The 24,450-nt window shown below is 55.1% G+C and carries 26 protein-coding genes and 1 tRNA gene; 8 read left to right on the forward strand and 19 right to left on the reverse strand.

The features are described 5' to 3' along the window. Window positions 1-52: 52 nt before the first annotated feature. From rplJ to Q0802_RS13985, 9 genes are all read right to left on the reverse strand, one after another. On the reverse strand, window positions 53-568 hold the full coding sequence (gene rplJ / locus Q0802_RS13945) for a 50S ribosomal protein L10 (protein ID WP_298919306.1): 516 nt from the start codon (window positions 566-568) through the stop codon (window positions 53-55). Between the two features lie 240 nt (window positions 569-808). After that, window positions 809-1,507 carry a 50S ribosomal protein L1 gene (gene rplA, locus Q0802_RS13950; protein WP_298919308.1) on the reverse strand — a complete coding sequence of 233 codons (699 nt, stop codon included), beginning with the start codon at window positions 1,505-1,507 and terminating at the stop codon, window positions 809-811. Between the two features lies 1 nt (window position 1,508). After that, window positions 1,509-1,934 carry a 50S ribosomal protein L11 gene (gene rplK, locus Q0802_RS13955; protein WP_298919310.1) on the reverse strand — a complete coding sequence of 142 codons (426 nt, stop codon included), beginning with the start codon at window positions 1,932-1,934 and terminating at the stop codon, window positions 1,509-1,511. Window positions 1,935-2,068: 134 nt separating this feature from the next. Then, a complete protein-coding gene (gene nusG / locus Q0802_RS13960) occupies window positions 2,069-2,602 on the reverse strand; it encodes a transcription termination/antitermination protein NusG (protein ID WP_298919312.1) in 534 nt (177 codons plus the stop codon). 207 nt (window positions 2,603-2,809) lie between these two features. Beyond that, window positions 2,810-3,007, reverse strand: a complete 198-nt coding sequence (gene secE, locus Q0802_RS13965; protein WP_298919314.1) for a preprotein translocase subunit SecE — start codon at window positions 3,005-3,007, stop codon at window positions 2,810-2,812. A gap of 767 nt (window positions 3,008-3,774) precedes the next feature. Next, window positions 3,775-3,850: transfer RNA gene (locus tag Q0802_RS13970), tRNA-Trp, on the reverse strand. A 719-nt stretch (window positions 3,851-4,569) separates the two neighbouring features. Then, a complete protein-coding gene (gene tuf, locus Q0802_RS13975) occupies window positions 4,570-5,745 on the reverse strand; it encodes an elongation factor Tu (RefSeq protein ID WP_298919286.1) in 1,176 nt (391 codons plus the stop codon). Between the two features lie 110 nt (window positions 5,746-5,855). Continuing rightward, window positions 5,856-6,464, reverse strand: coding sequence for a hypothetical protein (locus tag Q0802_RS13980; protein WP_298919316.1), 609 nt, complete (start codon window positions 6,462-6,464; stop codon window positions 5,856-5,858). A 105-nt stretch (window positions 6,465-6,569) separates the two neighbouring features. Then, the gene (locus tag Q0802_RS13985; RefSeq protein ID WP_298919318.1) at window positions 6,570-8,873 is read right to left on the reverse strand and encodes a DNA topoisomerase IV subunit A; all 2,304 of its coding nucleotides are present in this window, start codon (window positions 8,871-8,873) and stop codon (window positions 6,570-6,572) included. Window positions 8,874-9,076: 203 nt separating this feature from the next. Here Q0802_RS13985 and Q0802_RS13990 point away from each other — a divergent pair, with 203 nt between their 5' ends. From Q0802_RS13990 to Q0802_RS14015, 6 genes are all read left to right on the forward strand, one after another. Then, a complete protein-coding gene (locus tag Q0802_RS13990; RefSeq protein ID WP_298919320.1) occupies window positions 9,077-9,706 on the forward strand; it encodes an SH3 domain-containing protein in 630 nt (209 codons plus the stop codon). A gap of 56 nt (window positions 9,707-9,762) precedes the next feature. After that, window positions 9,763-10,593 carry an SDR family oxidoreductase gene (locus tag Q0802_RS13995; RefSeq protein WP_298919322.1) on the forward strand — a complete coding sequence of 277 codons (831 nt, stop codon included), beginning with the start codon at window positions 9,763-9,765 and terminating at the stop codon, window positions 10,591-10,593. 75 nt (window positions 10,594-10,668) lie between these two features. Further along, window positions 10,669-10,881 carry a twin transmembrane helix small protein gene (locus Q0802_RS14000; RefSeq protein WP_298919323.1) on the forward strand — a complete coding sequence of 71 codons (213 nt, stop codon included), beginning with the start codon at window positions 10,669-10,671 and terminating at the stop codon, window positions 10,879-10,881. Window positions 10,882-10,887: 6 nt separating this feature from the next. Further along, on the forward strand, window positions 10,888-11,460 hold the full coding sequence (locus Q0802_RS14005; protein WP_298919325.1) for a cob(I)yrinic acid a,c-diamide adenosyltransferase: 573 nt from the start codon (window positions 10,888-10,890) through the stop codon (window positions 11,458-11,460). Between the two features lie 222 nt (window positions 11,461-11,682). Beyond that, window positions 11,683-12,441 carry an electron transfer flavoprotein subunit beta/FixA family protein gene (locus tag Q0802_RS14010; RefSeq protein WP_298919327.1) on the forward strand — a complete coding sequence of 253 codons (759 nt, stop codon included), beginning with the start codon at window positions 11,683-11,685 and terminating at the stop codon, window positions 12,439-12,441. Continuing rightward, window positions 12,441-13,370: an FAD-binding protein gene (locus tag Q0802_RS14015; RefSeq protein ID WP_298919329.1), complete on the forward strand. Its 930-nt coding sequence runs from the start codon at window positions 12,441-12,443 to the stop codon at window positions 13,368-13,370. Before Q0802_RS14010 ends, Q0802_RS14015 begins: the two co-directional genes overlap by 1 nt. 49 nt (window positions 13,371-13,419) lie before the next feature. On the opposite strand, the gene Q0802_RS14020 is transcribed toward Q0802_RS14015, so the two are convergent. Then, a complete protein-coding gene (locus Q0802_RS14020) occupies window positions 13,420-14,256 on the reverse strand; it encodes a DUF6473 family protein (RefSeq protein WP_298919331.1) in 837 nt (278 codons plus the stop codon). 158 nt (window positions 14,257-14,414) lie between these two features. Between Q0802_RS14020 and Q0802_RS14025 the strand changes: the two genes are divergently transcribed. After that, complete coding sequence (locus Q0802_RS14025; protein ID WP_298919333.1) at window positions 14,415-15,290, forward strand: 3-hydroxybutyryl-CoA dehydrogenase; 876 nt, start codon at window positions 14,415-14,417, stop codon at window positions 15,288-15,290. Between the two features lie 8 nt (window positions 15,291-15,298). Here the strand turns inward: Q0802_RS14025 and Q0802_RS14030 are convergent, their stop codons facing one another. From Q0802_RS14030 to Q0802_RS14060, 7 genes are all read right to left on the reverse strand, one after another. Next, entirely contained in the window at window positions 15,299-16,138 is an 840-nt protein-coding gene (locus Q0802_RS14030) for a lysophospholipid acyltransferase family protein (RefSeq protein WP_298919644.1), read from the reverse strand. Between the two features lie 83 nt (window positions 16,139-16,221). Beyond that, window positions 16,222-16,491, reverse strand: a complete 270-nt coding sequence (locus tag Q0802_RS14035; RefSeq protein ID WP_298919335.1) for an HPr family phosphocarrier protein — start codon at window positions 16,489-16,491, stop codon at window positions 16,222-16,224. Further along, complete coding sequence (locus Q0802_RS14040; RefSeq protein WP_298919336.1) at window positions 16,488-16,901, reverse strand: PTS fructose transporter subunit IIA; 414 nt, start codon at window positions 16,899-16,901, stop codon at window positions 16,488-16,490. The genes Q0802_RS14035 and Q0802_RS14040 overlap by 4 nt, the downstream gene beginning before the upstream one ends. A gap of 3 nt (window positions 16,902-16,904) precedes the next feature. After that, the gene (rapZ, locus tag Q0802_RS14045) at window positions 16,905-17,792 is read right to left on the reverse strand and encodes an RNase adapter RapZ (protein WP_298919337.1); all 888 of its coding nucleotides are present in this window, start codon (window positions 17,790-17,792) and stop codon (window positions 16,905-16,907) included. Then, window positions 17,789-18,247: an HPr kinase/phosphatase C-terminal domain-containing protein gene (locus Q0802_RS14050; protein WP_366523327.1), complete on the reverse strand. Its 459-nt coding sequence runs from the start codon at window positions 18,245-18,247 to the stop codon at window positions 17,789-17,791. Before Q0802_RS14050 ends, rapZ begins: the two co-directional genes overlap by 4 nt. 3 nt (window positions 18,248-18,250) lie before the next feature. After that, a complete protein-coding gene (locus Q0802_RS14055; RefSeq protein WP_298919339.1) occupies window positions 18,251-19,939 on the reverse strand; it encodes a sensor histidine kinase in 1,689 nt (562 codons plus the stop codon). A 41-nt stretch (window positions 19,940-19,980) separates the two neighbouring features. After that, window positions 19,981-20,682, reverse strand: a complete 702-nt coding sequence (locus Q0802_RS14060; RefSeq protein ID WP_195819692.1) for a response regulator transcription factor — start codon at window positions 20,680-20,682, stop codon at window positions 19,981-19,983. 323 nt (window positions 20,683-21,005) lie between these two features. Here Q0802_RS14060 and Q0802_RS14065 point away from each other — a divergent pair, with 323 nt between their 5' ends. Then, window positions 21,006-22,604: a phosphoenolpyruvate carboxykinase gene (locus tag Q0802_RS14065; protein ID WP_298919341.1), complete on the forward strand. Its 1,599-nt coding sequence runs from the start codon at window positions 21,006-21,008 to the stop codon at window positions 22,602-22,604. A 31-nt stretch (window positions 22,605-22,635) separates the two neighbouring features. Here Q0802_RS14065 and Q0802_RS14070 read toward each other — a convergent pair whose 3' ends face one another. Both Q0802_RS14070 and Q0802_RS14075 read right to left on the reverse strand, forming a co-directional pair. Beyond that, a complete protein-coding gene (locus Q0802_RS14070; RefSeq protein ID WP_298919343.1) occupies window positions 22,636-23,370 on the reverse strand; it encodes a hypothetical protein in 735 nt (244 codons plus the stop codon). 53 nt (window positions 23,371-23,423) lie between these two features. Next, window positions 23,424-24,356: a LysR family transcriptional regulator gene (locus Q0802_RS14075; protein WP_298919345.1), complete on the reverse strand. Its 933-nt coding sequence runs from the start codon at window positions 24,354-24,356 to the stop codon at window positions 23,424-23,426. Window positions 24,357-24,450 lie beyond the last annotated feature (94 nt).

The raw sequence follows: 24,450 nt of genomic DNA on the forward strand, positions 1-24,450 counted from the left end.
ATATGTGTGTTCCAACGTCGCGATTTCAACCCGACGCCAGTTTGACGATGCCTTATGCTGCCGCCTTGTCCTCGATTGTGGACAAGATGGAGGCGATATTGCTTGCAGGTGCGCCAATGGCCCCGGCGATGTTCGATGCTGGTGCGCCCAACATGCCCGCGATTGTGGAGATAAGCTCCTCGCGCGATGGCATTTTGGACACGGCTTCGACACCGGCGACGTCCAACGCGTTCTCACCCATGGCGCCGCCGAGGATCTCAAATTTCGAGTTCTCTTTGGCATAATCCTGAGCAACCTTGGCCGCAGCCACGGGATCCTCAGAAAAGGTCAGAACGGTCATACCCGACAGAAGGTCAGCGATGCTTGCGCATGGCTTGCCCTCAAGGGCGATCTTGGCGAGCCTGTTTTTGGCAACACGCACAGACCCACCCGCTTCGCGTGCACGCGCGCGCAGGTCCTGCATTTCAGCAACTGTCAGACCGGCGTAATGGCTAACCACAACGACGCCAGAGCTTTCAAAGATCTGGCCGAGTTCCTCGACCAGCTGTTCTTTCTGGGCTCTATCCACAGTTTCACTCCAATAACGGGGGTCCAAAAGGACACCCCAGCTCAGTTTAGGAACGCGATCTTCTGCGTCCCGTTTCGGGTCCAATTCAGGGTCCCGAGCCAAAACCACCCGAAGGCAGGAATTCTCTCGTTTCCCATCTCAGGAAGGAATTATGTGAGTTGCCCCACACCCTCCGTCTCGGACAGAAGCAAGGCCAATTTCTCAGCCTCGCCCATCTGACGGGTTACCCCGCCAAATCTCTTATTCAGTGACCGCGTTATCCACGGCAACTGATACGCCAGGGCCCATTGTCGAGCTCAGCGCGATTTTCTTCATATACGTCCCTTTGGAACCTGTTGGTTTCGCTTTGGACACGGCCCCAACAAAGGCGCGGATGTTTTCCACCAGCTTGGCTTCGTCGAATGACAGTTTGCCAACACCGGCGTGCACAACACCGCCTTTTTCCGCCTTGAACTGAACTTCGCCGCCTTTTGCCGCTTTCACGGCGGCTTCGACGTCCATGGTCACGGTACCCACTTTCGGGTTCGGCATGAGGTTACGCGGGCCCAGCACTTTACCCAGACGACCGACAATCGGCATCATGTCTGGCGTTGCGATGCAGCGATCAAACTCGATCTTGCCGCTTTGAACGGTTTCCATCAGGTCTTCTGCGCCTACGATATCGGCACCTGCCGCCGTGGCTTCATCTGCCTTTGGACCACGTGCAAAAACCGCAACGCGTACCGTTTTACCTGTGCCGTTCGGCAGGCCCACAACACCGCGGACCATCTGATCAGCGTGACGCGGGTCAACACCAAGGTTCATGGCAATCTCAACGGTCTCGTCGAACTTCACCTTCGAGTTGGCTTTGATCAGAGAAACCGCTTCTTCAACGGTCACATCGTCCTTGCCAGCAAATGCTTCGCGCGCGGCGCGGGTTCTTTTTCCAAGCTTTGCCATCTTACTTCACCTCGATGCCCATGGAGCGGGCGGAGCCCAGGATGATCTGCATTGCCGCTTCAACGGAATTGGCATTGAGATCCTTCATCTTCGCTTCGGCAATCTCGCGCACCTGCTTGGAGGTCACGTGACCCACGACTTCGCGCGACGGCGTCTTCGCACCGGACTTCAACTTGGCAGCTTTCTTCAGATAGTAGGACGCAGGCGGCGTCTTGATATCCATGGTGAAAGACTTGTCCTGATAGTATGTGATCACGGTCGGGCAAGGTGCACCTGGCTCCATCTCTGCGGTCTTGGCGTTGAACGCCTTGCAGAATTCCATGATATTGATGCCGCGCTGACCCAGCGCCGGACCAACCGGCGGGGACGGGTTTGCTTGACCGGCGGGAACCTGAAGCTTCATGGTCCCGGCAAGTTTCTTGGCCATTAGCCTTCTCCTTTTCCAACCCCACCCCGGCGCGCCGGTTCGGGTTCATGTTGTCGTGGTCCGGTTTGGATGCCGCGGCACCTTCGCCTCCCACGCTTTGAGCGTCACGCACCGAAAGCTGCGCGACGGATACCTCAGGTCTGCTTGCTGACCTGCGTATATTCCAGTTCGACCGGCGTTTCCCGGCCAAAAATCGAGACCGTCACCTTCAGGCGCTGGTTCTCGTCATCCACTTCTTCGACCATGCCGTCGAAGTCCTCGAACGGGCCATCGGCCACTTTAACTTTCTCGCCGACTTCGAAGTGAATAAGCGTACGTGGTGCTTCTTCACCTTCCTGAACCCGATTCAGAATCGCATTCACTTCGGCATCGCGCATCGGCATCGGGCGACCCTGCGGACCCAGAAAGCCGGTGACACGGTTGATCGAGTTGATCAGATGATACCCGCCATCGGACATTTCCATGTGCACCAATACGTAGCCCGGCATGAAACGGCGCTCGGTAGTTACCTTCTTGCCGCGCCGCACTTCGATCACTTCTTCGGTCGGAACCAGGACCTCATCGATCTGGTCTTCCAGGCCTTGTTCGGCCACAGACGTACGGATCTGTTCAGCGATCTTCTTTTCGAAGTTCGACAGGACACTGACCGAATACCACCGTTTTGCCATCTGATCTTTGGTTCCTGTCTTACCAAGCGCCACTGCAAGCGCTAAAATTCCACTGCATTTCAGACGTTTAGCCTGTCGACCTTAAACAAAAAGCGGCGCGCAACACGAATCGCCGCACGCCCTGTTTCTAGTCAGGTGTGCGGGATACTCCGCACGGCCAAATGTTTCAAGGGCTTTAAGGCTTTTTTTAAGCGGGCAGCGGTCGCTTCAACCGAACATGTTCAGAACAGCCTGAAGGCCACCCCGAATAATGATGTCTACCGTCGCGAAGAACACAGCAGTAAGCGCCGCAAGGATAAACACCATGACAGTCGTTAGCATCACTTCGCGCCGCGTTGGCCAGACAACCTTGGCCACTTCGGCGCGGACTTGCTGAATAAACTGAAGCGGATTGGTGGTGGCCATGGAATGTCTTCCCGAGATTGAGTTGGTCGCGACATAACGAGCCGGGGATCAGAATTCAAGAGCGCTCCTGCTCGCAACTTGGAAAGCTCTCAGAATGCGCGCTCTTCCCGCAAACGGCGGAGACGGTCCTCCAAGACAATTGCGTGCCGTTGATCCGCTTTAGCAATTGCACGTAAATCTGGGAAACTCAAACTGTCCGACCACTTCGATGGAAGGTGAGACAGGAACTTGTGCCATCGGCGAACGCTTTGCAAACCCAGAACGCGGATATACCGGGCAGATGCCGGGAACCAGCGTTTGTAGGCGCGGAAAATCATGATTGCACGTAGCCAAAACGCATCCGGACCGGCAATCACGAGCGCTCCCAAGAAGATAACCGCAAAGAACAACAGCATTCCAAGAAGGAGAGCCGGTTTCAACAACAGCAACAGCGCGGCACAGGACCAGAGAACTACGCGGACATTAGGTCGCCAAGACGCAAGACGTCCGCCAGGTGCTTGCCTGAAGCCAAGCTTTGACTGATGACATGGCGCTCCGCCGTCTTTGGCCGCTTCGTCAACGTATTGGTGAGCCCGATTTTCGCATGTCTCGACGGCTTTCCCGCCATTTTCCACCACCAAGGCCCGTATTGCGGCAACGTCCGTATCCAAAATCTGTGAGCCATCCATGTTATCAATCCCCCGATTGCCATTCCACAACAAGGCATTTCTAAGGGATGAATTGGGCTGCTAAGAGGCAGAATGATGGCGGAGATGTGGCGATAAAGCTGGCAGGGGCTGAGGGACTCGAACCCACGACCCTCGGTTTTGGAGACCGATGCTCTACCAACTGAGCTAAACCCCTATGCCGGGCTTCGGCGTAGTCGGAAATGCAACCGGGTTCAAGAGCATATTGCGCTCGGCCTCAGTAATTGCGGATCATTTGATGAAAAACTTGGTTGCAGAACTGGAGGAGGTAAATGGAATTACCGCTTCGATTCAGATCGTCAGTCTCAATATCAGACCAGCATTCCACTGCTCGCCAGTTCAGGACCTTGTTGACGGCCTCAGTTTTGGACCGCCACATGATTTCGCAGACCCCTGCAGTGGCTGGTGATCAAAATTTCAAAAAAGTTCGGCGAATGTAATCTGGATCACGGACGGGCGTCTTTACCTATGAGAAAGTACAGGTGTTCCAAGGCGATATATGCCAAGGAGCAACATTTTAAGAAGCACTGCAAGAATTTACCGATGTTATGTTTGACCAGTTTCCCAACGTGCCCTCAGTTAGAGATAGACCCATGAACACCAAAAACATTTTATCGATTTTCGCCGCCTCCGTAATTTTAATGGGCTGCGCTGAGACCGGGCAATATCCGGTGACAGGTCACGCCGTAGGCGAAACGGATCAGGTGAAGTTCATGAGTGTGACGCACGTACCAGCTTTTTAGACCAGAATTTGTTCCACCTTTGGGCCTGCACCCAGGGACATTAGTAGAGTAACGAGTACCTCATATTATAAAAAAGGCCGCTGATCGACGATCGGCGGCCTTTCTGCATGGCGGTAAAATATCGCGACGCGATTTATTCCGTAATTTTGCTGACGACGCCGGCGCCGACGGTGCGGCCGCCTTCGCGGATGGCGAAGCGCAGGCCGTTTTCCATGGCAATGGGTGCGATCAGTTCAACGCCGAAAGACACGTTGTCGCCCGGCATCACCATCTCGGTGCCTTCGTTCAGCTGAACCGTGCCGGTCACATCCGTGGTGCGGAAGTAGAACTGCGGACGATAGTTCGCGAAGAACGGCGTGTGACGGCCACCCTCATCCTTGGTCAGGATGTAGGCTTCGGCTTCGAACTTGGTGTGCGGCGTCACAGAACCCGGCTTGCAGAGCACCTGGCCGCGTTCCACGCCTTCACGGTCGATACCGCGCAGCAGGGCGCCGATGTTGTCACCCGCTTCACCGCGATCCAGCAGTTTGCGGAACATTTCAACACCTGTGCAGGTGGTTTTCTTGGTGTCGCGGATGCCCACGATTTCGATCTCGTCGCCCACGTTGATCACGCCACGCTCAACACGCCCCGTCACAACGGTACCGCGACCGGAGATCGAGAACACGTCTTCCACAGGCATCAGGAACGGCTGGTCAACCGCGCGCGCCGGTGTCGGGATGTATTCGTCAACCGCTGCCATCAATTCGCGAATCTTCGCTTCGCCAATCTCCGGATTGTTGCCTTCCATCGCCGCCAGGGCCGAGCCCGCGATGATCGGAATATCGTCGCCGGGGTACTCGTAAGAGCTCAGCAGCTCGCGGATTTCCATTTCCACCAGTTCCAGCAGCTCTTCGTCGTCCACCTGGTCAACTTTGTTCATGAAGACAACCATGTAAGGAATGCCCACCTGGCGGCCGAGCAGGATGTGCTCGCGGGTCTGGGGCATCGGGCCGTCAGCCGCGTTCACAACCAGGATCGCGCCGTCCATCTGCGCCGCACCGGTGATCATGTTTTTCACATAGTCCGCGTGGCCAGGGCAGTCGACGTGGGCATAGTGACGCGCGTCGGTTTCATATTCCACGTGCGCGGTCGAAATGGTGATCCCGCGGGCTTTCTCTTCCGGCGCGCCATCAATCTGGTCATAGGCCTGAAAATCGCCAAAATACTTCGTGATCGCAGCCGTCAGCGTCGTCTTGCCGTGGTCAACGTGACCAATCGTGCCGATGTTTACGTGCGGTTTCGTACGTTCAAACTTTGCCTTTGCCATGGTGGAGGCGCCCTTTTGCTTGCATTGGGGTCAACGGTGACCCGGTCCTTCTCTGGCGCGCGATGTATTGCGATCAGCAAAGAAAATCAAGCGCGACGTTCAGCAGCGTGTCATTGAGTGGCCGATGCAGCATCCGGCTCATCGGGCAGGTCAACCGCTTCGGCAGAAAGCGTGGGATCGCCGTCGAACCAGCCCAGCTCTGCATTCTGCTTTACCAGGTAGTCTTCGATGGCCTGGGCGGCATTGCGCGACAGGTTTTCCAGCTGGGTTTCCTTGGTCTGGGTCCAGCCAGTTCCAACGATGCTGGCACCGTCCAGTTTCTCCAGAACGGTCAGTTGGACCGGCTCCTCATTCAATTTCTTACCCTGCGAATCGTCCCAGACCGTCAGCCGAATGATCATTCCGGATTTCGGAGCCAGAACCACCGGAACACCCGCCTTGGCCAGAACATAACCTTCGACGCTGACACCGAAATGATAGCTTTTCGCGCCCTCGTAACGATCAAACCGTTCGGCGATGGCGTTGGTGAGCGCTTCGGTGAGCTGTTCCTTGGAAACCTCGCGGCCGATGGTCGCCGTGGTTTCTGCCTTTGTGGCGACAACCACATTGTGTCCAAGACTGAAATTGCCCAGTGGCACAGGGGGCGTATCCAAATCTTTCGCCCCGGTACATGCCGTTACCGCCATGGCACCGATCAACAGCGCTGCTTGCCTCTTCATTTCCCACCTATCGGCTTTTTTATATTGGTTGCCTGCCTATCCGATGTACCGCTTGCACACAATCCATGGTGAATTGCGGCGCTTATCTGTCGCTCTTTCTGCCTGTCACGTAAATTTATTGTCCCGCGGGAAACCCCTTGGCGCCATACGCCCGGCGCTTGCGCGTTTGCCTGTCCACTCCGCCAATTCCGTTTCAGTACGCGTACGTCCCGCCGGGTCAAGCCAACTTAACCCCTCGCGCCCGCTGAAAGTTGTCGCATCAGAAAGACCACCGTCTTTGTATTTCTGAAGACGAACACCCTTGCCACGCCCCATCTCGGGCAGCTCATCAAGACTGAACACCAGAACTTTGCGGTTTTCACCAACCACGGCCACACTGTCGCCTTGCGTTGGTTTGCAGACGAGCGCACGGGTCTCGCCACGGACGTTCAACACCTGTTTGCCGCTGCGGGTTTGCGCCACAACGTCATCTTCCGGCACGATAAATCCGTCGCCCGCACTGGAGGCCACCAAGAGTTTGCGCCCCGCTTCATGGGTCAGGATCGTGACGATTTCCGCTTCATTGGGCAGGTCAACCATAAGTCTGAGGGGTTCACCCATGCCGCGCCCACCGGGCAGGTTGGTGGCAGAAACGGTGTAGAAACGCCCGTTCGAGCCGAACACCAAAAGCCTGTCGGTCGTCTCAGCGTGGAAGATGAAACGCGGGCCGTCGCCATCCTTGAATTTCAACTCGCGGTTCAGATCAATATGTCCGGTCATCGCCCGCACCCATCCCATTTGCGAGCACACAACGGTGATGGGTTCACGGTCGATCATAGCCTCGATCGGCACATCCTCTATGACCGCCCCTTCGGCAAAACTGGTTCGACGCGCGCCACCTTCATAGTCTTTGCCGAACTGCTTTTTCGTCTCGCGCAACTGGGTCGTGATGCTGTCCCACTGCAACTGCGGGTTTTCGAGCAAATCCTCAAGTTGGGCGCGCTCTTCCATCAAGTGAGATTGTTCGCGCAGAAGTTCCATCTCTTCGAGGCGGCGCAAAGACCGCAGGCGCATGTTGAGAATGGCTTCGGCCTGAACTTCACTCAACTCACCTTCGCCCGGGGCCGGGGAGACATAGTCTTTCTCATCCGATGCGCGCGCATGCGGCTTTCCCCAATCTTCGCGCATCAAGGCAGCTTTGGGGTCATCATCATAGCGGATGATGTCGATCACGCGATCAAGGTTGAGAAACGCTACGATGAAGCCTTCCAACACTTCCAGCCGATGGTCGATTTTCTCCATTCGGTGCGTGGACCGACGGATCAAGACTTCCTGCCGGTGATCTAGAAAGGCGCGCAGCACTTCCTTCATCGAACAGACTTTTGGTGTCAGCCCATCAATCAACACATTCATGTTGAGCGAAAAACGCACTTCCAGATCACAATTCCGGAACAACATCCCCATCAGCACCTCCGGATCGACGGTTCGGGATCGTGGTTCGATGATCATCCGCACGTCTTCGGCAGATTCGTCACGCACATCCCCCAGGATCGGAATTTTTTTGGTCTGAATCAGCTCAGCGATCTTTTCGATCAGCTTGGATTTCTGAACCTGATAGGGAATCTCGGTGACAACAATCTGCCATTGCCCCCGGCCAAGGTCCTCAACCTCCCAGCGGCAACGCAAACGGAAGGATCCACGCCCCGTCCGATAGGCCGTTGCAATATTTTCGGGGGGCTCGACGATCACGCCGCCTGTCGGAAAATCCGGCCCCGGCACGTAGTTCAGAAGCGTGTCATCCCGCGCGTCAGGCGTCTTGATCAGATGAATACAGGCATCACAAAGCTCAGCGATATTGTGCGGCGGGATATTGGTCGCCATGCCCACAGCGATCCCGCTGGACCCATTGGCCAAAAGGTTCGGGAACTGCGCGGGCAGAACCACCGGCTCGGTCAAGGTCCCGTCGTAGTTTTCGCGAAAATCGACAGCGTTTTCGTTAAGCCCCTCGAGCAGCGCCTCGGCCACGGCGGTCATGCGCGCCTCGGTGTAGCGGCTGGCGGCGGGATTATCACCGTCGATATTGCCGAAATTGCCCTGGCCATCGACCAGCGGGTAACGGACGTTGAAATCTTGCGCCAGCCGCGCCATAGCATCGTAAATGGCGGCATCACCGTGCGGGTGATAATTGCCCATCACATCGCCGGAAATCTTTGCGGATTTGCGAAACCCCCCGGTGGAATTGAGCCGCAACTCCCGCATGGCGTAAAGAATGCGCCGGTGGACGGGCTTCAATCCGTCACGTGCATCAGGCAGGGCGCGGTGCATGATCGTGCTGAGCGCATAGGTCAGGTAACGCTCCCCCAGCGCACGGCGCAGAGGTTCGGAAACGTCAGACGAGGGCATGTCGGGGGTATCGATATCGTCAACCATTGATGCTGTTTAACCGCGTGTTTCGCCTCGAACAAGCACGATAACGTCCAGCGGAGAGCCAGCGCTTGTGGCCGAGCCACATCATTGGGGGAATTGGAGCTTCGTTCGAAATTTTCCCCTCCCGGAAACCAAGAGAGGGAGTTATGCGTTCATCGCATATCAAACTGTGCTATGGTTTGTGCATGTAACGAGGGTTTTTTACGATGAAGCGATTCATTTTGTTATCTTTTGGCTTTCTGGGACTCGCATTTTACGAGCTGAGCGGAGGGTCGGACTTCGATGCGGGTGCCGCGAGGGATGCGGCAATACTGGCAAGATCTGGAACGATCGAAACTGCTGAATTACCTCGCATCACAACAGCCCAGGCAACCGTTCCATCTGACGAAGCAGGTGAACCTTCTGTAACGCGCGTGGCGTTGAATCTGACGTCACTGGAAGAGGTGCTCACCGACGAACCGGCGGGAGCTACCGAAGCTGAACCAGAGCCTACGCCGCAACCATTTGCACCCTCTGTGGAGCAATTCGACATCACCCCTGTGGGCTTTGGTGAGGACGCAGAAGTGGCCACCGTTTTGCCCAGTATTATTTTCTCCGGCTCTTCTTCCCAGGCCTCATCATCGGCGGTGATCACACCGCAAGATATCCGTCTGGTAAATGCGACCGCCGTGAATATGCGCGGCGGGCCCGGCACCAACTACGGGGTCGTTACCCGCCTGGATCGGGATACCCAGGTCGAGGTACTGCGGGACGACGGCACCGGATGGGTGAAACTGCGCCCTGTGGCAGGGGGTCCCGAAGGCTGGGTTGCCGACTTTCTGCTGAGCAAAGGATAAGGTTGCGCTTCGCCAAGTGTGACGCCAATGATCTGGCAACACTTGCGGAGAGGCAGATGCACAAAAAATCAATCCTCATTACTGGTTGCTCTTCGGGGATCGGTTATGCTGCGGCAATTGGCCTGAGAGCCAATGGCTGGCAGGTCTTTGCAGCCTGCAAAAAGCAACACGATTGCGATCGCCTGACCGGCGAGGGCTTTGACAGTCCACTCTTGGACTACACGGATCGGGCGAGCATTGAGGCCGCGCTCGACCAGGTTTTGAGTCAAACGGGTGGGACACTCGACGCGCTCTTCAATAATGGGGCGCATGGCACCCCGGGCGCAGTCGAGGATTTGCCAACTGAGGCGCTTCGCGAGATATTTGAGGCAAATTTCTTTGGATGGCACCATCTGACGCGCGCCGTGATCCCCATCATGCGCAAACAGGGACACGGCCGCATTGTCCAATGCTCATCCGTGCTCGGTTTTATCACATTGCCCTGGCGCGGCGCTTACAACGCGACCAAATACGCGCTGGAAGGCCTCACGGATACGCTACGGATCGAAATGCGTGATACGGGCATTCACATCATATTGATCGAGCCCGGCCCCGTGACCTCCAAGATTAGGAAAAACGCCATTCCCCATTTCGAACGCTGGATTGACTGGAAAAATTCCACGCGACGCTCGGACTATGAAACCGGACTCAACAAGCGCCTTTACGAGAACAGGGGGCCGGACAGGTTCGAACTGCCGCCAGAGGCCGTAGTGAAAAAGCTCATCCACGCACTTGAGGCAACCAAGCCCCGTCCGCGATATTTTGTCACGACCCCCACATATATCATGGCGGCTTTGCGTCGGATTTTACCAACCCGTGCGTTGGATTGGGTGCTCGCCAAAAGCTGATCTGCCTGTTGAGGGCAGAAAAGCGGTTCGCTTTTTGCCGCTGCCCCTCTACATGTGCGACGGAGAAACAAAAGGATGAATACCGTGGGTGATCCCCTATTTGTACTGATCGTGCTGGCCTGTATTGCGGTCGTCATCGTCTTGATGCTGGGTCTTGGCGGCTTTGCCGGTGGTGGTGCCTTCAACAAGAAGAACTCCAACAAATTGATGCGGTATCGCATTGCGGCCCAGTTTGTGGCCGTGTGCCTGATCGTACTTTACGTTTTTCTCCGTCAAAAAGGAGGCTGATGCTCAATGGTAGTCCTGAACAAGATTTACACAAAAACCGGCGACGCAGGCGAGACGGCCCTGGGAAATGGCACCCGCGTAGCAAAACACGCCTTGCGCGTCACAGCCTACGGCACATCGGACGAGCTGAATTCGTTTGTCGGCGTCGCCCGGCTCGAAACATCCGGTGAAATTGACGCCGCATTGAGCCGCATCCAGAATGATCTCTTCGATCTCGGCGCGGACCTGTGCCGACCGGACATGGAGCAGGATGCAGAAGCTGAGTATCCGCCACTGCGGATGATCGAAGCACAGGTTCTGCGCCTCGAAACCGAGATCGATGCGATGAACGCAGAACTTGATCCGCTGCGCAGCTTTATCCTGCCGGGTGGTTCCGCTCTTTCTGCACATCTGCACGTCTGTCGGACCGTTTCGCGAAGGGCTGAACGGTTGTGCGTTGAGTTGGCGACGATGGAGGCAATCAATGCGCAAGCGGTCAAATATCTGAACAGGCTCAGTGACTGGTTTTTCGTTGCCGCCCGCATGGCAAACAATGGTGGAAAGGATGACGTGCTCTGGGTGCCTGGTGCCAACAGATGAATGCAAGCCCGATGATCACGCGGTCCCGAAGGCCAATCTAATTCATGCATCCTATCGGAAATTTTCGCCTCAAACTGTGGAAATAGTTAAAAACGCGGCGTTCCTGCGACCGGGCGTGACGATTTTACACTGTTTCATGCCCACGAGCTTGGTTAAACCACACCTCAGAAAACAAGAGGCTTGCACGTGGTGTGAGTCGCCAATCCAAGGAGAGAGACGCAAATGAAGGTTCTGGTACCTGTCAAACGCGTGATCGACTACAACGTGAAAGTGCGTGTTAAAGCGGACGGATCGGGTGTTGATCTTGCCAATGTGAAAATGTCGATGAACCCGTTCGATGAGATTTCCGTCGAGCAGGCCATCCGCCTCAAAGAGGCAGGTCAGGCAGATGAAGTTGTGGTTGTATCCATTGGCGTCAAGCAAAGCCAGGAAACATTGCGCACAGCTCTCGCGATGGGTGCCGACCGCGCCATTCTGGTTGTCGCGGCAGACGACGTCCATCAAGACATCGAGCCGCTGAGCGTCGCGAAAATCCTCAAGGCTATCGTCGACGAAGAACAGCCCGGCCTCGTTCTCTGCGGCAAGCAGGCGATCGACAACGACATGAACGCGACCGGCCAGATGCTCAGCGCGCTTATGGGCTGGAGCCAGGCAACCTTTGCCTCCGAAGTGGCCATTGAAGGCGATCATGCGGTGGTCAGCCGCGAAGTAGATGGCGGCATGCAGACCATCAAAGTAACCATGCCAACGGTTGTTACAGTGGACCTGCGTCTGAACGAGCCCCGCTATGCATCCCTGCCCAACATCATGAAAGCCAAGAAAAAGCCGCTGGACGAGAAAACAGCCGCAGACTACGGCGTCGATGTAAGCCCGCGTCTGGAGATCGTAAATACCGTCGAACCCGAAGCCCGCGCGGCCGGCATCAAGGTCGGCTCCGTTGACGAGCTGGTATCGAAACTCAAAGAAGCGGGGGCTGTATAATGGCTGTTTTACTCCTTGCAGAAGTAACCGATGGCGAATTGGCGATGGATGCCACGGCGAAAGCTGTGACTGCCGCGAAGATGCTGGGCGATGTGACCGTTTTGGCCGCTGGCGGATCCGCCGCTGCCGCAGGTGATGCCGCTGCCAAGATCGACGGGGTCAGCAAAGTACTGGTCGCTGAGGATGCATCCCTTGGTCACCGTCTCGCGGAATCAACCGCGGCGCTGATCGTATCTTTGTCAGGCGACTACGAACATATCGTTGCGCCGGCCACGACAGATGCGAAGAACGTCATGCCTCGCGTGGCCGCCCTGCTCGATGTGATGGTAATCTCCGATGCCTCCGGCGTGGTTGATGGCGATACCTTCGAGCGTCCGATCTACGCAGGAAACGCTGTCCAAACCGTCAAATCAACTGACGCAAAAAAGGTTGTGACCTTCCGGACGTCCACGTTCGACGCGGCAGGTGAAGGCGGCTTGGCTGCGGTTGAGAGCATTTCCGCTGCCGATAACCCCGGCCTGAGCGAGTGGGTCGAAGACAAGGTTGCCGCCTCGGATCGCCCTGAACTGACATCGGCCGGTGTCGTTGTTTCAGGTGGTCGTGGTGTTGGGTCCGAAGATGACTTCGCATTGATCGAGAAGCTGGCCGACAAGCTCGGAGCCGCTGTCGGCGCGTCACGCGCGGCGGTCGATTCCGGCTATGCACCGAATGACTGGCAAGTGGGGCAAACCGGCAAAGTGGTCGCCCCTGACCTCTATGTCGCAGTGGGTATCTCAGGTGCGATCCAGCACCTTGCAGGCATGAAGGATTCCAAGATCATCGTTGCGATCAACAAAGACGAAGAAGCACCAATTTTCCAGGTCGCCGACTATGGTTTGGTTGCTGATCTCTTCTCTGCTGTGCCTGAGTTGATCGAAAAGCTCGACTGATACTATCTTGAAAACCAAAAGAAGCCGCGCCCCTGCAGCGCGGCTTTTTTTATACCAATTGATGCAATGATTTACTTAGCTTCATCGCAACCTCACCATGGGCCTTGGGGCCAAGCATCTCGGCGGCGGCCATTGCCTCCATCTGGCTGAAAACCATGCCGTCTGTGCCTGCGGCCATAGCTTCAGGCGTGGCAACAACTTCGATGACATCCGATGCCGTCAAGGCAAGCTCGTCCATCATCTGCCGCGTAACAAAAAGCGGTGACCGAGCTTTCGCCGGATTCAATCCAATAGGCTCACTATTCAGCGGCGCGTGATCTGCAAACCAGACAAGAACCACCTTACCTTGAATGCGTTTGATCAACAGTTTCATGCGTGCGATCCAGGCATTTTGAAGCTCGTCACGCACGGTGGCAAAGCGTTCCGTTGAAACCTCATAAAGACAGCTCAACATGTGTTTGTTGAAATGAAATTCCGCGAAATCAACTTCCGGATAAATCGATTTCAACAACCTCGATGCGGTGACAAATCGGTCATTGCGCCGAGGATGCACCGTATAAAAACGGTTTGACAGGTTTTGCGCGCCGACGATCTGCACGACCGTCGCTGCGGCCCCATTGCAAGTGTCGGTAATGAAACCGTCGTTCAACAAGACATCGACCCCGGCATTGCAAATTCCAAAGTTGACGCAATTTACGCCAAGATCGCTTTCCACAAGCGCCGGGTATGGCGTCTTGATGAACTTTCCATATGTCGATGTTCCTCCGAGGAAAGCAACATACGGCGCGTCCAAGCGCCGCTCCGGCCCACGGAACAATAATTTTGAATTGCCATATCTGCATGGCGCGTAATCGAGAGCCCCCGCTCCCAGTACGTCATAGGTCATAAAACCCACCTTTCCTGAATCACCCGCCAAACACCATGCACACCGCTTCCTTACATTCCCTTAAACGCCGAATTTGAACCATATTTTAACGGGCACTTGGCCTTGCGGCGCCCCCTTGTGACACCGTAGAGTGCAGCGAATTCGCAAAGGGGCAGCGCATGGAAATCAAGAAAATCGGGATTGTAGGCGCCGGGCAGATGGGCAATGGGATTGCCCATGTGATGTCTCTTGCGGGATACGATGTCCTGTTGAATGACATAAGCCAGGACGCGCTCAATACGGCAATGGACCAGATGAAAAGCAACATGGCGCGTCAGGTCAGCCGGGGCAAAATTACCGACGACGATCTGACCAATGCGCTCGAACGCGTGACGACAACGCAGGTTTTGACAGAATTGGGGCAAACGGATCTGATCATTGAAGCGGCGACCGAACGGGAGACCGTAAAACAGGCCATCTTCGAGGATCTCGTTCCCCATCTGCAACCACATACGATCCTGACATCCAACACCTCTTCGATCTCAATCACCCGCCTTGCCAGCCGTACCGATCGCCCCGAAAAATTCATGGGCTTCCACTTTATGAACCCCGTGCCGGTCATGCAGCTGGTTGAACTGATCCGTGGCATCGCTACGGACGAGGAAACCTATTCGGCCTGCAAGGTCGTTGTGGATCGCCTCGGCAAAACCGCCGCGTCCGCTGAAGATTTTCCCGCCTTTATCGTGAACCGCATCCTGATGCCCATGATCAATGAGGCCGTCTATACGCTCTACGAGGGCGTCGGCAGCGTGCAATCGATCGACAGCTCCATGAAGCTCGGTGCCAATCACCCGATGGGGCCGCTGGAACTCGCGGATTTCATTGGATTGGATACGTGTCTGGCCATCATGAACGTGCTGCACGACGGCCTAGCCGATACCAAGTACCGCCCCTGCCCTCTTTTGACAAAATACGTCGAAGCGGGATGGTTGGGGCGCAAAACACAACGGGGATTCTACGACTATCGCGGAGAGGTCCCCGTCCCAACCCGCTGATCGCGGCGCTAGTCCTTTAGCGACAGTGTATGATCCCGCAGCCAGGCCATGAAGCCACGCGGATCATCATCCCATTTGCGCAACTCCTCTTGGGTCAACGGATGCCCCACGATAGGTGCCTGCGGCTTGTTCAGTGAGTGAACGATCTCGTGGAGCAGCAATCCTTGTCGCAGCATCGGCGACAATTTGTTGGCAATCTGGTAGGCTCTGGAATTCTGGCCGGGGAACTTGATTGGCAGCACGGTGGCCCCGGATCGTCGGATCAGCTTTGCGGTAAAGACATTCCACTCGCCTTCAACCGCGGGCCCGAAGTATGTTTCAGACGCCGCAACGCCGCCCGATGGAAACAAGGCAACGACACCGCCGTTCTTGAGATGCTCCATGGCCTTGGCCCGCATCTCGACGCCTTTGCGCTGCGCATCTGGATCATGCGGGAACGGCACTGCAATCATGTATGATCCTGCAACCTCATCGATCACGGTCAACAGGGAGCGGGTCAATATTCGGTAATCAGGGCGCACCCGCCCGATAAGATCCGCAAAAATCATTCCGTCGACCATGCCATGAGGATGGTTCGACACGACGATCAACGGCCCTTCCTTTGGAATGCGGTCCAGCTGGTTCTGCGGGGTTTGCAGATCAATCCCCATGACATCCAAAGCAGCCCGCCAAAACGCCTGTCCCTGAGGGGCGCCGCGTTTTTCAAATTTGCGCACAAGGCGCAGGATGGTCAGCTTGCCGGTAAAGGCTTCAATGACGCGGATGATCGCCGCTTTTTTGGGATCGCCAAAGGTCGAAGCATAGGACAGGCTGCGCCGGTCGTATTTCTCGAAATCGACCGTCTCCATGACCGGTGTGGCCGCCTTGATGTCTTGCGTACTATCTGCCAAGACCTGCAATCCTGTTGGGCGCTTTTGAAAACGCGCGGTTGTTACTGACCTTCGCCAAACATATCCGCCACAAGAGTCGTCAGGGCTTCTGCCAATGCGTCGGCATCATTGCCGGAGGTCCGTATGTCAATATAACTTCCCTTGGACGCTGCCAACATTAAAAGTCCCATAATGCTGTCGCCAGATGCGGACTGGCCATCTTTGGACACCTCCGCCGTTGCATCAAATGCTTCGACAACCTCAACCAGCTTCGCCGAGGCGCGGGCGTGAAGCCCTTTTTCATTTACGATCTTGAGTGTGCATTCCGTCATGGTCTGGCTTGGCTTTCCTGCTCTCGACTCACATTCTGGCTGTCGATGTATTTTTTTCCCGCCTCAAGCGCCAGTCGTACAGCTTCTGGTACGGGTTTGTGCCGACATTTCGCCAGCTTAATAAGCATCGGCAAGTTTGCACCATATAGAATTCGTCTATTCCCGGGTTGGCATGCTAAAAGGCTGAGGTTGGATGGGGAACCACCATATAAATCGGTGACAAGCACGACGCCTTTGCCGTTGTCCACGTCATTCGCCGCTGTACAGATTTCCTGCTCCTTGGCAGCCCTATTGTGGTCGGCATCGATTGAAATAGCCCGGATACCGGTTTGCTTGCCGACGACATGCTCAACGGCGGCCAAATACTCCTTGGCCAACCCGCCATGTGCGACAATAACGATACCGATCACCGCTTAAGCCTCTTCTCTTTTGCGTAGGTCCAACTCGCGATGCCTAATTGACACCTGCCATCCGCTCTCCGCAAGGCGCAAAGCATGCCTTTGAGCCATTACCACCGACCGATGTTGACCACCCGTACACCCAAAGGCGATCGACAGGTGTGATTTTCCCTCATCGCGATAAGCAGGCAGCAGCAAAAGGCTCAAATCCAATACCTTTTCTTCGAACTGACTGAATTTGGGATCTGCCAGCACATGAGATTCGACTGCCTTGTTGGTTCCGTTCAATCCACGCAGTTCCGGAACCCAATAGGGGTTCGTTAGAAAGCGACAGTCAAATACCATATCCACGCTTCGAGGCAGACCACGTTTGTAAGAAAAAGACTGAACTGATACCGTCAAACGCCGGTAACCGCCCGGTGCAAACCATTGCTCCAATTCTGACCTAAGTTGATGAACATTCAGTTCACTTGTATCAATCAGCACGTCCGCGCGTGCACGCAGCGGGCCAAGCATCTCCAACTCACGCACAATCCCATCCGAGGGACGATCATCCGGCGCCAGGGGATGTCTACGGCGCGTCTCAGAGTACCGTCGCAACAATACTTCGGTGCTGCAGTCCAAAAACAAAAGCTCGGGGGCCAGACCCGATATGCCCGACACCTGACCTAACAGATCCAACACGCGCGTTGTCGCAAAATGACGGTTCCGTGGATCAATACCCAGCGCAAGCGGTCGGTCCTGTGCCTCGTCCTCAAGCAGGGCAGGCAAGAGACGCAACGGCAAGTTATCAACAGTTTCGAACCCCGCATCTTCAAGAACATTGAGCGCGCTGGAGCGTCCCGCTCCCGAGGGGCCGGTAACAAACACAATACGGCGTGCTGCAGGTTCGTGATCAATCATTGCGGGCCTCTTCTGCCTACCCTTAGGTATTGCAAAATTGCCGCCGGAAAATAGCGCGTATCAACTTTGTGAAAAACAGGTACTCTGACACCCGCAATTGTTTTCTCGTTTGGGTGCGGTAAACGCCTTTGTTCTTCGGCATCCATATCAACAGCCAAGACGACTTCGGCTGAACCGCAGCTTTTTGCAGTCAGGATACCGACGCCACGCGCCTCTATCAGCCCCTTTATCGATGCTGGCGCAGTGGCCCAAAGCGCACCGTCAAGCTCCAACAGTACCGTCTGATCATCTGAAACCAATTCTGCGCCATAGGCCATCAGCTCAAGTGCAAGACCGGATTTACCTGAACCAGATTCACCTTGGATCAGAACCGCGCGGCCCCGAAGAGCCACACAACTGGCGTGCAACAAAGTCTGTTCCAGGGGATCAAAGGGAGGCGTTGGGCCCTGGGTCACGGATCAAATTGGCAAGCCAACGACAAATCGTGCACCCAGAGGATCCGATGTTATGTCTGCCTCCGTAGGGCGGATATTCTCTGCCCAGATAACGCCACCATGTGCCTCTACGATTTGCTTGGAGATCGCCAATCCAAGCCCCGAGTTGTTGCCAAAATGCTCGTCAGGGCGTTGCGAATAGAAGCGCTTGAATATTTTGGCCAACGCCTGATCCGGGATACCTGGGCCCGTGTCCTCAACTACGATCAGCACCCTGTTCGCCTTGGTGCGTGCCCATATGCGGATAGCATCGCCATCCTCGCAAAAGGAGATCGCATTCGTGATCAAATTGACAAATACCTGAGCAAGCCGCGCTTCAAGCCCATGAACGACAATCGCAGATTCTGGTAAATCTGTAATGAACTCAATACCCTTAGATCTAGCGTCTTCGCCAAGATACTGACCGAGGTTCGATAGTGTCGTCAGCACATCAAATGGCTCTTCTTCTTCCTTGACCAATTCGCTGTCCAACCTGGATGCATTGGATATATCGCTCACGAGACGGTCCAGACGGCGCACATCGTGATCAATGACATCCAGAAGCTTTTCGCGCTGATCATCCCGTTTAACCATCCTCAACGTTCCAACGGCTGATCGAAGAGATGCCAAGGGATTTTTAATCTCATGAGCCACGTCTGCGGCAAACTGTTCATTTCCATCGATGCGGTTGTAGAGCGCCGAGATCATTCCGCGAAGCGCCCCGCTCAATCGCCCGATTTCGTCCGGCCGTGCTGTCAGATCGGGGATACGGATGCGCCCTGGATTCATTTTCCGTGCGTTTTTGTCGCGCCCGAGTTCCGCAGCCGCCGAAAGATCCGCCAAGGGGTTGGCGATCGTGGAAGCCAGAACCAGACTCAAACCAACGGACACCAAGGCACCAATGACAAAGATTTGCAGAACCCGTTCTCGTTGGGCTCGTACAAAGTTGTCGATTTCGCCAGCAGCAGTCGCCACAGCGACCGCACCAATCGCCTGACCGTTCTGCAAGATCGGCGTCACCACGGTCAAAAGCGCAGCACCGGCATCATCCAACTCAGAACGGATTTGCGTGCCTTCTGTCAGACTACTATTGACCAACGGTTTGATCTTCTCGCTCAGCGGTGTCTTGTCATTAGGTTTGGGATCGGCAAAAGGTGCCGAAATTGTTGCCCAGAGCCAGCTCAAGCCATCTGTCAGATAGGTTTTTCCGGCAAGCCCGCCGACCGTTTCATTCAGTGCCAACTGCCCTTCGACGTTGGCAACCAAAACTTCTGACCGATCGTAGACGAATACTTCAACGCCGTTTCGCAAATCCAAGCCGTCCAGAGCCGCATTGACATCAAGGCCGTCCCCTGTCGCCATATTGACCGGCGCTCCGGCAGGCAATTGCACCTCGATGACATCGGCAATGAGTTCCGCTTCTGCGAACAGCGACGCAGCGCGCTGAAGAGCTAAACTGTCGCGCGACGAATTCAATTGCAAGATGCCCGCGACGAGAACGCAAATCGCAATCAAGTTGAACGTGATGATCTTGCGCGTCAGCGGAGAGCGACGCAGCGCCATCAATCCGCGCCTCTCCCGGGAGGCGCGCATTTCGCTACCGGCGGTGCTTTCTGGCGCCACCCAGTCTTCGCCCAGGACAACATCGCCGTCCTGGGATGGAGGAGGGGTCATGTCCCGCACAAAGTTCCTCTCGGCCAAAGCCATCTCTTCGGTTATTCTTCGTTATATCTGTAACCGATACCGTAGAGGGTCTCAATCGCGGAGAACTCATCATCCGCAGTGCGCATCTTCTTGCGAAGGCGTTTTATGTGGCTGTCAATTGTCCGGTCATCCACATAAACCTGATCATCGTAGGCGACATCCATCAGCTGGTCTCTAGACTTCACAAAACCGGGTCGTTGGGCCAGTGCCTGCAGCAAAAGAAACTCGGTAACGGTTAGCGAGACATCTTTGCCCTTCCAACTCACTGCATGGCGCAATGGGTCCATACGCAGATCACCGCGTTCCATCACCTTGGTCTCTTCGCTATCGGCAACCACATCACCGGCGACGGCGTCCTGTCTGCGCAGCAATGCCCGGATACGCTCGACCAGCAGCCGCTGCGAAAACGGTTTCTTGACATAGTCGTCGGCCCCCATGCGAAGACCCAGAACTTCGTCAATCTCATCATCTTTGGAGGTTAGAAATATTACCGGCATCGCGGTTTTCTGGCGCAGACGCTGAAGTAAATCCATCCCATCCATGCGAGGCATCTTGATATCAAGAACTGCCATGTCAGGGAGCTTCTTGTTGAACGCGTCAAGCGCTGCCTGCCCGTCGTTGTAAGTTTCGACCTCAAAGCCCTCAGCCTCAAGCGTCATGGATACGGACGTCAGGATATTCCTGTCGTCGTCCACCAGTGCTATCTTAGACATTACCCGTTTCCTTGTACTGCTCGTTTCTTTGATTTTTTGGGCAATTGACCATTTTTTGACCCTCCGAATCAATCCTTAAGTGCGAATCAGCACGGCACTCCGCTACATTTGGGTCATAATTTGATTACCAATGGCTAAATTGCCGCACATTGATGCCGAAGCGAGAACAAGCCTGCTCAGGACTTCGGCACCTTCAAAGGCCTCTGGAAATAAAGTTTGCTATGGTGGCGCTAACTGCGGGGCTCCCTCCTGTTCAACAATAAAAACGTCATGTTAAGAGGCCCATGCGTCTGTTTCGGATGCGCACAACAGGAGACATGCGGATGACACATGGACGGGTGAACCCACATTTCAAACTCGAAGATCAGGGGATCAGGGGTTTGGGCACTGTCCATTATAATCTTATTGAGCCCGACCTCATTCAAATGGCCCTGAACCGAGGAGAAGGCAACTTGGGCAAGGGTGGCGCTTTCCTGGTCACAACCGGAAAATTTACCGGGCGTTCCCCAAAGGACAAGCATGTGGTCAAAACCGCCACTGTCGCAGACACTATCTGGTGGGAAAACAATGCCTCTATGAGTGCCAAGGGGTTCGATGCCCTTCATGCTGACATGTTGGAACACATGAAGGAACGCGACTACTTCGTGCAGGATTTGATCGGCGGTGCCGATGCCAAACATGCAATTAATGTGCGCATGGTCACAGAAATGGCATGGCATGGCCTATTCATCAGGCACATGCTACGCCGTCCGGATCGCGAAGATCTCGACGAATTCGTTGCCGACTTCACAGTCATCAACTGCCCCAGCTTCAAGGCTGATCCAAAGAAGCACGATTGCCGTTCCGATACGGTGATCGCGATGAATTTCGACAAGAAACTCATTCTGATTGGCGGTACAGAATATGCAGGCGAGAACAAGAAATCCGTATTCACGCTTCTGAACTATCTTTTGCCGGAAAAAGGCGTGATGCCAATGCACTGTTCGGCAAACCACGCGACTGGAAACCCCGTCGACACAGCGGTATTTTTCGGATTATCAGGCACCGGGAAAACCACGCTGTCTGCTGATCCCGCGCGCACATTGATTGGTGATGACGAACACGGCTGGTCAGACACCGGCACCTTCAACTTCGAAGGCGGGTGCTATGCAAAGACGATCAACCTGAGCGCCGATGCGGAGCCAGAAATCTATGCGACAACGGAGAAATTCGGCACTGTCATCGAAAATATGGTCTATGATGAAGAGACCAAGGCGCTTGATTTCAAAGACGACAGTCTGACCGCGAACATGCGCTGCGCCTACCCGTTGCACTACATTTCCAACGCATCCAACACGGCGATTGGCGGGCATCCCAAGAACATCATCATGCTGACATGTGATGCCTTTGGGGTTTTACCGCCGATCTCCCGGTTGACGCCCGCGCAGGCCATGTATCACTTCTTGTCAGGTTTCACGTCAAAGGTTGCGGGAACGGAACGGGGTGTGACCGAGCCTGAACCCACCTTTTCGACCTGTTTCGGCGCTCCCTTCATGCCGCGACGGCCGGAAGTGTATGGGAACCTATTGCGCGAAAAGATTGCAACCCACGGCGCGACCTGCTGGCTGGTGAATACCGGCTGGACCGGCGGCGCTTATGGAACCGGCAGTCGCATGCCCATCATGGCAACGCGCGGACTACTTACGGCCGCACTCGACGGTTCGCTGGCGGATGCTACTTTTCGCAAAGACCCCAATTTCGGATTTGATGTGCCTGTCGATGTGAAAGGTGTGCCCAGTATTCTTCTTGACCCGCGCCGGACCTGGGACAAACCAGATAGCTATGACCGTCAAGCTGCAAAGTTGGTCAAAATGTTCTCCGACAACTTTGAACAGTATCTGCCTTTCATCGATGAAGACGTACGCGCGGCGGCAATTAGCTAATCGCCGCCGTCAAGTGTTGGCAATCGACGTTTCAGGCAGCCTTCTGATGGGGTCGCGGTACATCTACGACGTCAACGACCGGCATTTCGAGAAGATAACGGGTATCTTCGTTGCTCAAATAGCTGACAAAGCCCTCTAAAGGCGTGTCCTGACCCTTTCGGTACCACCGCAAAGCGCCGGGCTCGTTGTGCATATATCCCATTCGCTCGGCGAAGCCCTTGTAAGCCACTGTGCGCGCCATGAAGCCAAAAATGTAATCGGGGTCCCATCTGCGCATCGCTTCATGAAGCCCATAACGCGCGAGCACCGTCGACAAACCACTGCCGCGGTATTGACCTGGCGATCCCCCCATCCAGACTTCTCCATGATAAACCACATGGCCGGTGATCCGATTTGCGCCAGGGCTGGCGCGGTATCTCGAACGTTTCAGATCAAGGTCAGGGATCGCCGGTGGGAACTCCCTGAATTTTTTGAGCATGTAGCCGCTGAGGGTTTTCTGCTTGAGGTCAATCAGCCGGGACGCTTGCGTGTGCATGAGCAGGCCATCGACATCGTGGGCGACCAACCAGAACGCATTTCCTGCGTTCATATCGTGTACTTCAGGATCGAATGGCGCTCCTAAAACCTGCTGTGGGCGCTCTTCTTCCAGGAGGTCTCGGTACTCAAAAAAGTTTGTTCCAATTGTGACCGTAATTTGATTTTGAAGCAGAATATCACGACTGGTGGCAACGAATTGTGCCCCCTCATTCATGCTTTGAAATGTCATGCCAAAACTCCTTTGCCGAGCATCCTCAGACAAAGGCTAGCCTAAATAAGTGCTTAACGCTCGAATTTTGCGTTAGCAGGATCGAAATTTAACATAATATCGGCAGAAGGTTGCACAATTTTGCCCTGATCCAGCCCGAATATCTCAATATCTTCGGATGGCTCAACCAGGGAATAAAGCGCCAGACTGCCGTCCGGGAATCGTCCTCCTAGCATCAAACGGTGGTAGTTCACGGGCTTCAGAGACCCGTCAGATTCGCTCGGAACAAGTGTAAATACATGATCCAAGCGCATACTTTGCGTTGTCTGGACTTCATGAAACGGCTGATCCAGCATGCGTTTGAAGTCATCACCACCCGGCATCCCACCGAGTGATCGCCCCACGCTGCTACGGGCTTTCGCCCAACCAAACCATTTTACGAAAAAAGACTGCTCGCCGAACTCCACGCATATCCATCCAGCGATCGTGTGACGATAAACAATCAGATACGGGCGTACATGTTCCATGTGAGGTGATTCGATATCACCGCCCGCCATGGCCCAACTTCGAAGCGTTTCACGCATCAGGCACGAGGGCGCATTCCAGATGCGGCTGAGGGAGTGCTGCTGCTGCCAAAAACACCAGCCGTTTGGCAGGGTTGTGCTGAAAAGCTGGAGCCCATGCACATGGCTGACATTCCTGTTCAGCCAGGCATTCCCCCTTGCGAGAATATCCAAAGCTTCGGGGAGAGCACGCTCCCCATCTTCCGTCAACCGGTACTGGCGGTCCTCTACCGAGAACAGCGCAACACCCTTCGCTTCTTCCAACTGGCTTATGTGGCGGCGCACGGTTTGGCGTGTGCTTCCGAGCTCCTTCACCGCGTGACTGAGGTTGAGGGTTCGGGCCAGCGTCGTGAACGAGCGTATCATCTCATGAAGCAAGCCATGAGAGTCGACGGGTTTCCCCACCGCTTCAGATGTAACTGACGGGTCCACGATCCGGTTCATAGAATCTGATGGTAAATAAATCACCCACTAATGCAACATTTTTCACCCATCATCTGAACATTTTTAATCAAAAAAAAGAAAAAGGTACTCAGTT

The organism is uncultured Roseobacter sp. (genome assembly GCF_947495275.1).
Lineage (GTDB): Bacteria > Pseudomonadota > Alphaproteobacteria > Rhodobacterales > Rhodobacteraceae > Roseobacter.

Coding starts and splice junctions, on each gene's coding strand:
- Q0802_RS14005 (WP_298919325.1), top strand. CDS start 10,888: ATGGTAGTCCTGAACAAGATTTACACAAAAACCGGCGACGCAGGCGAG.
- Q0802_RS13990 (WP_298919320.1), top strand. CDS start 9,077: ATGAAGCGATTCATTTTGTTATCTTTTGGCTTTCTGGGACTCGCATTT.
- Q0802_RS13985 (WP_298919318.1), bottom strand. CDS start 8,873: ATGGTTGACGATATCGATACCCCCGACATGCCCTCGTCTGACGTTTCC.
- Q0802_RS13980 (WP_298919316.1), bottom strand. CDS start 6,464: ATGAAGAGGCAAGCAGCGCTGTTGATCGGTGCCATGGCGGTAACGGCA.
- rplK (WP_298919310.1), bottom strand. CDS start 1,934: ATGGCCAAGAAACTTGCCGGGACCATGAAGCTTCAGGTTCCCGCCGGT.
- Q0802_RS14010 (WP_298919327.1), top strand. CDS start 11,683: ATGAAGGTTCTGGTACCTGTCAAACGCGTGATCGACTACAACGTGAAA.
- Q0802_RS14035 (WP_298919335.1), bottom strand. CDS start 16,491: ATGACGGAATGCACACTCAAGATCGTAAATGAAAAAGGGCTTCACGCC.
- Q0802_RS14065 (WP_298919341.1), top strand. CDS start 21,006: ATGACACATGGACGGGTGAACCCACATTTCAAACTCGAAGATCAGGGG.
- Q0802_RS14060 (WP_195819692.1), bottom strand. CDS start 20,682: ATGTCTAAGATAGCACTGGTGGACGACGACAGGAATATCCTGACGTCC.
- tuf (WP_298919286.1), bottom strand. CDS start 5,745: ATGGCAAAGGCAAAGTTTGAACGTACGAAACCGCACGTAAACATCGGC.
- Q0802_RS14025 (WP_298919333.1), top strand. CDS start 14,415: ATGGAAATCAAGAAAATCGGGATTGTAGGCGCCGGGCAGATGGGCAAT.
- rplA (WP_298919308.1), bottom strand. CDS start 1,507: ATGGCAAAGCTTGGAAAAAGAACCCGCGCCGCGCGCGAAGCATTTGCT.
- Q0802_RS14015 (WP_298919329.1), top strand. CDS start 12,441: ATGGCTGTTTTACTCCTTGCAGAAGTAACCGATGGCGAATTGGCGATG.
- Q0802_RS14020 (WP_298919331.1), bottom strand. CDS start 14,256: ATGACCTATGACGTACTGGGAGCGGGGGCTCTCGATTACGCGCCATGC.
- Q0802_RS14070 (WP_298919343.1), bottom strand. CDS start 23,370: ATGACATTTCAAAGCATGAATGAGGGGGCACAATTCGTTGCCACCAGT.
- nusG (WP_298919312.1), bottom strand. CDS start 2,602: ATGGCAAAACGGTGGTATTCGGTCAGTGTCCTGTCGAACTTCGAAAAG.
- secE (WP_298919314.1), bottom strand. CDS start 3,007: ATGGCCACCACCAATCCGCTTCAGTTTATTCAGCAAGTCCGCGCCGAA.
- Q0802_RS14000 (WP_298919323.1), top strand. CDS start 10,669: ATGAATACCGTGGGTGATCCCCTATTTGTACTGATCGTGCTGGCCTGT.
- rapZ (WP_298919337.1), bottom strand. CDS start 17,792: ATGATTGATCACGAACCTGCAGCACGCCGTATTGTGTTTGTTACCGGC.
- Q0802_RS14030 (WP_298919644.1), bottom strand. CDS start 16,138: ATGGAGACGGTCGATTTCGAGAAATACGACCGGCGCAGCCTGTCCTAT.
- Q0802_RS14075 (WP_298919345.1), bottom strand. CDS start 24,356: ATGAACCGGATCGTGGACCCGTCAGTTACATCTGAAGCGGTGGGGAAA.
- Q0802_RS14055 (WP_298919339.1), bottom strand. CDS start 19,939: ATGACCCCTCCTCCATCCCAGGACGGCGATGTTGTCCTGGGCGAAGAC.
- Q0802_RS13995 (WP_298919322.1), top strand. CDS start 9,763: ATGCACAAAAAATCAATCCTCATTACTGGTTGCTCTTCGGGGATCGGT.